7 protein-coding genes are annotated in these 7174 nt (G+C 33.9%); 6 read left to right on the forward strand and 1 reads right to left on the reverse strand.

The features are described from left to right. Nucleotides 1-226 precede the first annotated feature (226 nt). Nucleotides 227-2557 carry a sensor domain-containing diguanylate cyclase gene (locus L1267_RS23305; RefSeq protein WP_235384381.1) on the forward strand — a complete coding sequence of 777 codons (2331 nt, stop codon included), beginning with the start codon at nt 227-229 and terminating at the stop codon, nt 2555-2557. 24 nt (nt 2558-2581) lie between these two features. On the opposite strand, the gene L1267_RS23310 is transcribed toward L1267_RS23305, so the two are convergent. Continuing rightward, complete coding sequence (locus tag L1267_RS23310; RefSeq protein WP_235384382.1) at nt 2582-3760, reverse strand: hypothetical protein; 1179 nt, start codon at nt 3758-3760, stop codon at nt 2582-2584. A gap of 177 nt (nt 3761-3937) precedes the next feature. Between L1267_RS23310 and L1267_RS23315 the strand changes: the two genes are divergently transcribed. The 5 genes from L1267_RS23315 to L1267_RS23335 all read left to right on the forward strand — a co-directional run bounded on the left by L1267_RS23315 (nt 3938) and on the right by L1267_RS23335 (nt 6995). After that, nucleotides 3938-4441 carry a hypothetical protein gene (locus L1267_RS23315; RefSeq protein WP_235384383.1) on the forward strand — a complete coding sequence of 168 codons (504 nt, stop codon included), beginning with the start codon at nt 3938-3940 and terminating at the stop codon, nt 4439-4441. Between the two features lie 73 nt (nt 4442-4514). After that, nucleotides 4515-4790 (forward strand): hypothetical protein, encoded by a 276-nt coding sequence (locus L1267_RS23320; protein ID WP_235384384.1) that lies wholly within the window; start codon nt 4515-4517, stop codon nt 4788-4790. A 9-nt stretch (nt 4791-4799) separates the two neighbouring features. Continuing rightward, the gene (locus tag L1267_RS23325; protein WP_235384385.1) at nt 4800-6128 is read left to right on the forward strand and encodes a hypothetical protein; all 1329 of its coding nucleotides are present in this window, start codon (nt 4800-4802) and stop codon (nt 6126-6128) included. 12 nt (nt 6129-6140) lie between these two features. Beyond that, nucleotides 6141-6731: a hypothetical protein gene (locus tag L1267_RS23330; protein ID WP_235384386.1), complete on the forward strand. Its 591-nt coding sequence runs from the start codon at nt 6141-6143 to the stop codon at nt 6729-6731. A 9-nt stretch (nt 6732-6740) separates the two neighbouring features. Continuing rightward, on the forward strand, nt 6741-6995 hold the full coding sequence (locus L1267_RS23335; protein ID WP_235384388.1) for a hypothetical protein: 255 nt from the start codon (nt 6741-6743) through the stop codon (nt 6993-6995). Nucleotides 6996-7174: the final 179 nt, after the last annotated feature.

Here is a 7174-nt window from a genome sequence, read left to right on the forward strand (position 1 = left end):
AGGAAATCGTAAGACTAGCCGAGCCAAAAGCTCGACTAGCAGTGTCCAACGAAGCGTCAAAAAAGAAAAGTTAGCGGCTTAGGCTGTTACCTTGGAAGCTCGTTGCCTTTAGGCACGAGTAGTTCACATATGTATTGATTACAATTTAGCATACATAAAACCGTGACTTTATTCTTATTTTTTGTACAATGCCGCGATAAATTTTTTCTGTGTTGGAAATTGTTGCGTGAACTTAAGTCAAAAAGAAATCGATATCGATGTTGTTAGCTCTGGGTGTAATGACAACTCATTACAAAAACTGACTCGAACGATCTTACTTACCACAAATGCTGACTCTGTTAGTATAGTTACACATACCAACAACAAAATTTTGCGCTTGTTCCCTAGCTTTAAAAGCAATGCTGAACGATATCCTAGTGAAGTAGATGCTTCTAACTGCATTGGTCTTGCATCGCTGATCCAACAAACTCCGCTATATATCAATAATACCGAGCACAACGGTTTAAAAGAACACACTGATCAAAAAATTCAGGCATTCGCCTTAGAACCATTTCGTTTTAATAACGAAAACTTCGCTATCTGCTGTACATTTTCTGAGCCAAATGAATTTGACCAAAATTTTAGAAATGCCTTAGCTAGCTATAGGGATTTAATTACTAGCATTATTACTAATGATTTATTATCAAAAGACTGTAACAATAACTCTATTAGTAATGAGGCTATCATTACAACAATTAATAAGGTCCAACATTCTCAATCTTTCGGTTATGACGACACCTTGTTAGATAGGTTACTTATAGATGTATTAGAACTCTCTCAATCTGATATAGGTTTCATTGGCTTTGTAAATGAATCTGACTCTAATTGTGATGCAACAATCAAAGAACTCGCCTTTCAAAACAAGGGAGCATTTTTTCATCATGATAAAGTAATCGAGTTCCCTTTCGACTTTAGTGATAGCGTTCTGAGCAGCGTTATACTTGATGGCACCCCAAGACATATTAATAAACTAAATAACACTACTCAAAAGGCCATAAAGGCTATATTTCCGCAACATTACAAGTCTATCTTTAACTTTATGTGCATGCCTATTTTCAGTCGAAGCCAAGTATTAGGGGTTCTCATTTTGGCTAATAGGCAAAACGGATACAGTGAGTCAATTAGCGAGAAAATTGAGCTATTAATGCCAATACTTTCTCTTTGCCTAAAACAACGTAAGTATGATGATGTTACTGCATCCTATGAAGATGAAATTAATCATTCTCGTACAATTGATCCACTATCTCGACTCCCTAATTTAGAGTATTTCCTTAAGTTTGTAGAGCAAAAGTATTATTCAAATAAAAGTACGGATAATGACTCTTCATTTCGAGCTGAAAGCCAGTTTACGTTATGTATAGTGGACATTATTCAATTTAGTACAATCAATGCCACGTACTCTCGGGCAGCTGGAGATATTGCAATAATGAAAATTGCAGAGTTTCTTAAAAACGCTGTTTCCAGCAATGACTTTGTTGCCCGGTACTTTGGTGACTCGTTCATAATTGCTTTTGAAGGTTTAGTAAGCCAAGACATTATCAATGAAATAATAAACAAAGCAACTCAACCATTTAATATTGGTGAAGACCTTATTTCTCTAGACTTTAATATTGGTGTTGCATACTCGCCAATTACAGGTGATCGCGCTTCTGCTTCTAAGCTAATACGACTTACATCAAAGTCGCTTGAGGATAGTAGAGACTCAGGTAATCTTGCTATAGCAAGTATTTATCGTGAAGATGCGCGTGTAAAGCAATCACTTCTCTTGCACGATTTTAATTTTGGCATTGAACACGGTCAATTTGAACTTTATGGTCTTCCTTCATTTGACCTTACTGATAACAGTATTTCAGGCATTGAAATATTGTCACGATGGAATCACCCGGAAAAAGGCGTATTAAGCCCCGCAGAATTCTTTTACATCATAGAAAACAATACTAGTTCAATGGTGAATTTTGACTACAACGTCATTATGAGAACTGTAAAAGTAATTCGAGATTGCATTAGCAATAATATTGATATTCCCATGATCTTTATTAATGTGACACCTTCTCTACTTATGAGTACTGAAGTAATGTCTTTAATAAAGTACTTTAGTGCTCTACCTAAAGAAATTATTAGTAAAATATGCTTTGAAATAATCGAGTGGCAAACATGTGGTAATGATGAAGTGGTTTGCGACATCTTAACTGAATTTAAAGAAATAGGTGTTACAATAGCGTTAGATGATTTTGGTACAGGCTTTTCAAGTATGGACCGAATAAAAACATTCCCTTCAGACATTATTAAAATTGATAAGTCATTTGTAGAGACTATAGACAATGCTGATGATCCTAATCCTTTGATTGAGTCATTAATTCAACTTAGCCAATCATATGGAAAAATGATTATTGTCGAAGGTGTTGAAACCAAGGAGCAACTTATCAAAGTTAAAAACTTAGGCTGTAACCATGCTCAAGGTTTCTTGTTTGAAAAGCCAACTCCTATAGAGAGTATTATAAAACGCTTCAAACACTAAAATTAAAATGCACAGAAAGCCCTGCTATTTCATCGCAGGGCTAATACATTCCAAACAAAATTTCTTTTTCTTTTCAGTAATTTTATTCATGTTCATCACTTCTATAGGGCTATCATCAAATACGTTTAAAAGCACTCTGAACTTATCAATATTTGATGCATGGTTATATAACGAGATTTTGGTTAGCCCTGTTTGTTTTAAAAACTCTCTCAACATCCGTTTACAAAAATAGTTAGCAAGTTCACCATCTTTCGGATCCGATACGTTTACCTTAGATACGCCTATTGAAAAAGATAAAAACTCGCTTTTTGAGGTCAAGTTAAATGATTTGTTTCTCATTAAAGAAAAAATCGTAGCCCTTGTTACATGTTTAAATAAAAACCTATCACCATCGCATAGTTCTAACAATTCAGATAACAGTGTAGTATAAATATTCTCTTTTTTAATATTGAAAAAATTGCTTCTATTTTGCTGAGAAAGTAGCTTGTCCACATTTCCCTTAAATACATCTTTTTCAAAACGATTGAACTTGTATTTTTCACCATTTAACCGGCATCGCATAGTAACAATAAATTCTTCAAGTGTATGCGTAATAAGCATGTCAATTTCATCTAAATCATCAACCAACTGGATTGCTCTCGAATTTAACACTGGGTATAAATCTCCCATTGATAGCTGATCGTTTTCAATAAACTCACTCAGAATTAACGGATCATCTACTTGCAAATACTTATCAATAGACTCTGGATCTTGTTCAATTGCATAACAAATTTCTTCTGACTTTTTATTTTCAATGAAGTATGAAAAAAAGTACGCTAAGTGTGAATCAGATAATCTAAAATAACGGTGCGGCGGATTTCTTAATACAACAGGGCACAATTCTAAGTGTTTATCGCTCAAAAGATAATCTACAACTTCCTTCTTACCTTCATTTATTGCGTAATAAAGCATATTCATTTTGAACGTTGAGTTACGTACATCTATCCCCTCGACAGGATTCATGAAACCGCATTCTATACCTTTCCGAACAATGTCTAAATTAGATGTTTCGATAGCTAAACGAATAAACTCTCGCTTGTCATTCCTCAAGCTAAACCCAGAACGATTACTTTCAGATATGAACTGAGACATCATGTTCAATAGTTTATTCTGATCTTCGGAATTTCTTTTTGCTTTTAAAAATGCGATTTTTGTAACTTTCACTTTTACTATCCTTATGTTTGAACTCTATATTATCACAATTAAAAGATAAAATCACTCTTAATGAGAATTTATGTGACAGTACCAATCTTGCAAAATAAAGATAAATAATTATTGCCATAAAAAACCACCTGTGTATAATTACTACACAAACAAACAACACGAATTGTAAGAGGACTTATGTTATCTAATTATTTAACAAATACTGATATTGCATTTGCAGCATCGAAGCTTTGTAAAGCATTATTAAAGCAAGAAGCGTGTTTTTTAAGTAGTTACAGTCAAGGTTTAAATAGTCCTGAATACCTATCATACACAGATAACGTAAACGAATTCTCTTGCCAATTAGCATCTCTGCTCTCTGAACAAAACTATCAAGGTGTATTTACTCATAAAATCACACTCGTTGATGAAGAAATTATGGTAGATGACATAGCTAACTCCTTAAATTATGAGTTTCCAGAAAATTTCCTTTTAGATGTCCGTTCTCCACAACAACTTGTTTGCTTTACTACCCAAGATACTGCTCTTTCTGTAAAAGATACCATCTACAAAAAAAATCACAGTTGCGGCATAATTAGCTTATTCAATATGGTTGAAAGAACCAAAAGACCTTACATCCTTGGACTTCACTCTTGGGATGATGCACGTAACGTAGAATCGTATCTCGATAATTTCTTTTAGGATCCGCTATTGCTCAACTGCACTTTAATATGTATAGTTACGATATTAACAAAACATAATAAGGTTATTTATAATGAGTTCTAAACAAACAGTTCGTAACGCATATTCGGCTATTCAAGCAAAACTAGAAGAAACATGCTCTTCTCATGATGAAGTTATTCAAGCGTTAAGTTTGGCTCTAGTAAATACAGTTAGATCAATGAATAACGCAAACCAAGATAACTCGCCATCTATTTGTGTTGATTTTGGTAATGATATTGGCGCCGTACAGGTTGAAATTCCGCAAGAAAGTAAATTTTCTCTTGCTCAACTCACCTCAGCATCAAATAGCAGTGCATATCTGAATTAATTTTCTAAAATGATTTATTCGTTACAAGACGAAGCTAGTATTCGCGCTCTTGAACTACAAGAGCTGCTTATATTTGCTCGAATTCGAAATGAGGATTACTCTCTTGATAAAGACGCCTTAAAAATCTTTCTTTTTCAGCGTATATCCTCTGCAATATCAATAAGAAACGCATATTTCCTTGAATGGTATTTAACTAGTTATGAATCTATATTCAAAGTGTCATTTTTTCAATCCTTAAATGGAATGAAGGAATTTTCACAATCATTTTTCAGTAAAGAATTCTTTTCCGAAGGTGGCTTTGAATACTTAATTAATTACCTAACAAACTGTCGCAAGGGAGAAATTGTTCACATCTTTGCGAATAAATTCTTCCTTGCAGATAGACATCGAAACTCAAAAAAGCAATTTGCCAAGGACATTTTCAGTTTTATACCTCAGATGGATACCGATGATGTTTGCAATTTTCTCTGCGGTAACATCTACCTCCCGGCTTTAACGAGCTGCTTTAAAATCATTTCATATCAAAGAACTGAAGATGATGTGTATAAAATTTTATCGAAAATGAAAGAGACTTTTGATGAATCAAAAACTCGATTTATTTTCGATAAAAACCTCGGTTGGCGTGATAAACAGTATACCTTTAATGGAATTTTACATTACATTATTGCGAACTTATCTCTCAGTGAAAAATCGGTATTTTGTGATAACACAATGCTTTTCCCAGTTTTCGATCTATTGACTGACTTGACTGATATTGACTGCCAAGGTATCAGAAGTTACTATAAATTTAGAAATAAGAAGCACTCAGCCTCATTTGAATTGCTAGCAAAAAAACTAGACGAAGAAAATAAACCCCAAGTAATACTAAATTCATCATATGACGAAAATTGGAACTTCTCTGATCTCAATACCGTGTTATCAATATTCTACGATAAACCCACCGATGCACCACTTGAATTAATTGAAAAGCTATTAAAACGCTTAGAAAATACAATGCAATACTTAGGCAATGATTACAATCTTAATGGCCGGAAAATAGATAACATTTTATATCAGTATACATATCTAAGAGACACTTTCCCTGAAATTGATCGTCATATAAAGGTTAGGAGAAGGTGTTCTCTTGCAAATATTAGTGCAGCATTAAAAACCAAAAGTGAATCCTTGCAGGCTCTCTACGAAGCTATGAAGCTTGACTTAAAAACATTAGTGAATGGTAAAGTAAAGTTTAATGACGTTCTCCTTGATTGCGTAATTCAAAAATATTCATATTCCGATATTATTGAATCTTCCCCTTGCAAACAAACTGTATTACCATTATTACTTAAGAAACTTTAATAAGATTTATTTATGATAAAACATTGCTTAACGCTACTAACAGCACTCTACCTAACGAGCGCATCTGCTAATGCAGATAATACATTGCGTTTCCCTACAAGTACCAAGAACGTTGTCATTAGCAATGGCGCTAATGACAATGACGTTACTGATGAATGGACAGCATTTCTAGGCTTTACAACTGATGGTGACAATTTACCTGAACCATTAATTTCAGACTCGAAATGGCTTTCTCTGGTTAACAACATGACAACGGGAATTAAGTTTGTTGATGAAAATACAGGGAAATACCTATTTTTCCCTAAAGAGTTTTTAGCATCGGAGGGACCAACGGTTTGTTCAAATATTTATGATGTACCTTCGCTAGTTAACTCTAACTACCCCAAAGACAATAAAAGCATTATTTTGATGCATTTCGAAATGAATGACTGTGATGCGATAGGTTTGGACTACACTTACATTATGTCAAAATACCATCCCAACGGTTGGTTATATCTAGACGTAAACTATGATATTTCAAATCTCGTTACAGCTTTACCTGAAGGTGATCATACCGGTAGAGAAACCGGCAATACAGACAATATTGTTTTTTATATTAAGTAAGGTCTATCAATGTATTTCAAGATAAAAACTCCTCCCCTTCAAAACAATTTTTTTAGTTCCATTGAGGAACTTATTGAATTTCTGAATATCGCTTCAAATTCAAAAAAACATGAAACAATTTTCTATCGTGAATTTGGTGGAACTGAACATTCTGAAAGGATATTTATCAAACAAACAGATAATGGTCTTTTATTTACTGATGGTAGCAAACCTTTTGATTTTCAATCATTAACCAATAAGGCTAAAGGAAAATATTTTGCTTAAAAATACTCTCCCTCTTATAAGCTTATGCACTCAACTACAATCAAAGAAATTGATAGTGAACTACTCGGAGCTAAAGCTCGCGAGCTTCCAAGATAGTAGCCTAAGCTACTAACCTTTCTTTTTTGACGCTTCGTTGGACACTGCTAATCGAGCTTTTGGCTCGGCTAGTCTTACGATTG

The organism is Pseudoalteromonas sp. OFAV1 (genome assembly GCF_021532595.1).
GTDB lineage: Bacteria > Pseudomonadota > Gammaproteobacteria > Enterobacterales > Alteromonadaceae > Pseudoalteromonas > Pseudoalteromonas lipolytica_C.

What these genes read in the sequence shown, in the direction of transcription:
- L1267_RS23315 (WP_235384383.1), top strand. Translation starts at nt 3,938, where the DNA reads ATGTTATCTAATTATTTAACAAATACTGATATTGCATTTGCAGCATCG.
- L1267_RS23320 (WP_235384384.1), top strand. Translation starts at nt 4,515, where the DNA reads ATGAGTTCTAAACAAACAGTTCGTAACGCATATTCGGCTATTCAAGCA.
- L1267_RS23325 (WP_235384385.1), top strand. Translation starts at nt 4,800, where the DNA reads ATGATTTATTCGTTACAAGACGAAGCTAGTATTCGCGCTCTTGAACTA.
- L1267_RS23330 (WP_235384386.1), top strand. Translation starts at nt 6,141, where the DNA reads ATGATAAAACATTGCTTAACGCTACTAACAGCACTCTACCTAACGAGC.
- L1267_RS23335 (WP_235384388.1), top strand. Translation starts at nt 6,741, where the DNA reads ATGTATTTCAAGATAAAAACTCCTCCCCTTCAAAACAATTTTTTTAGT.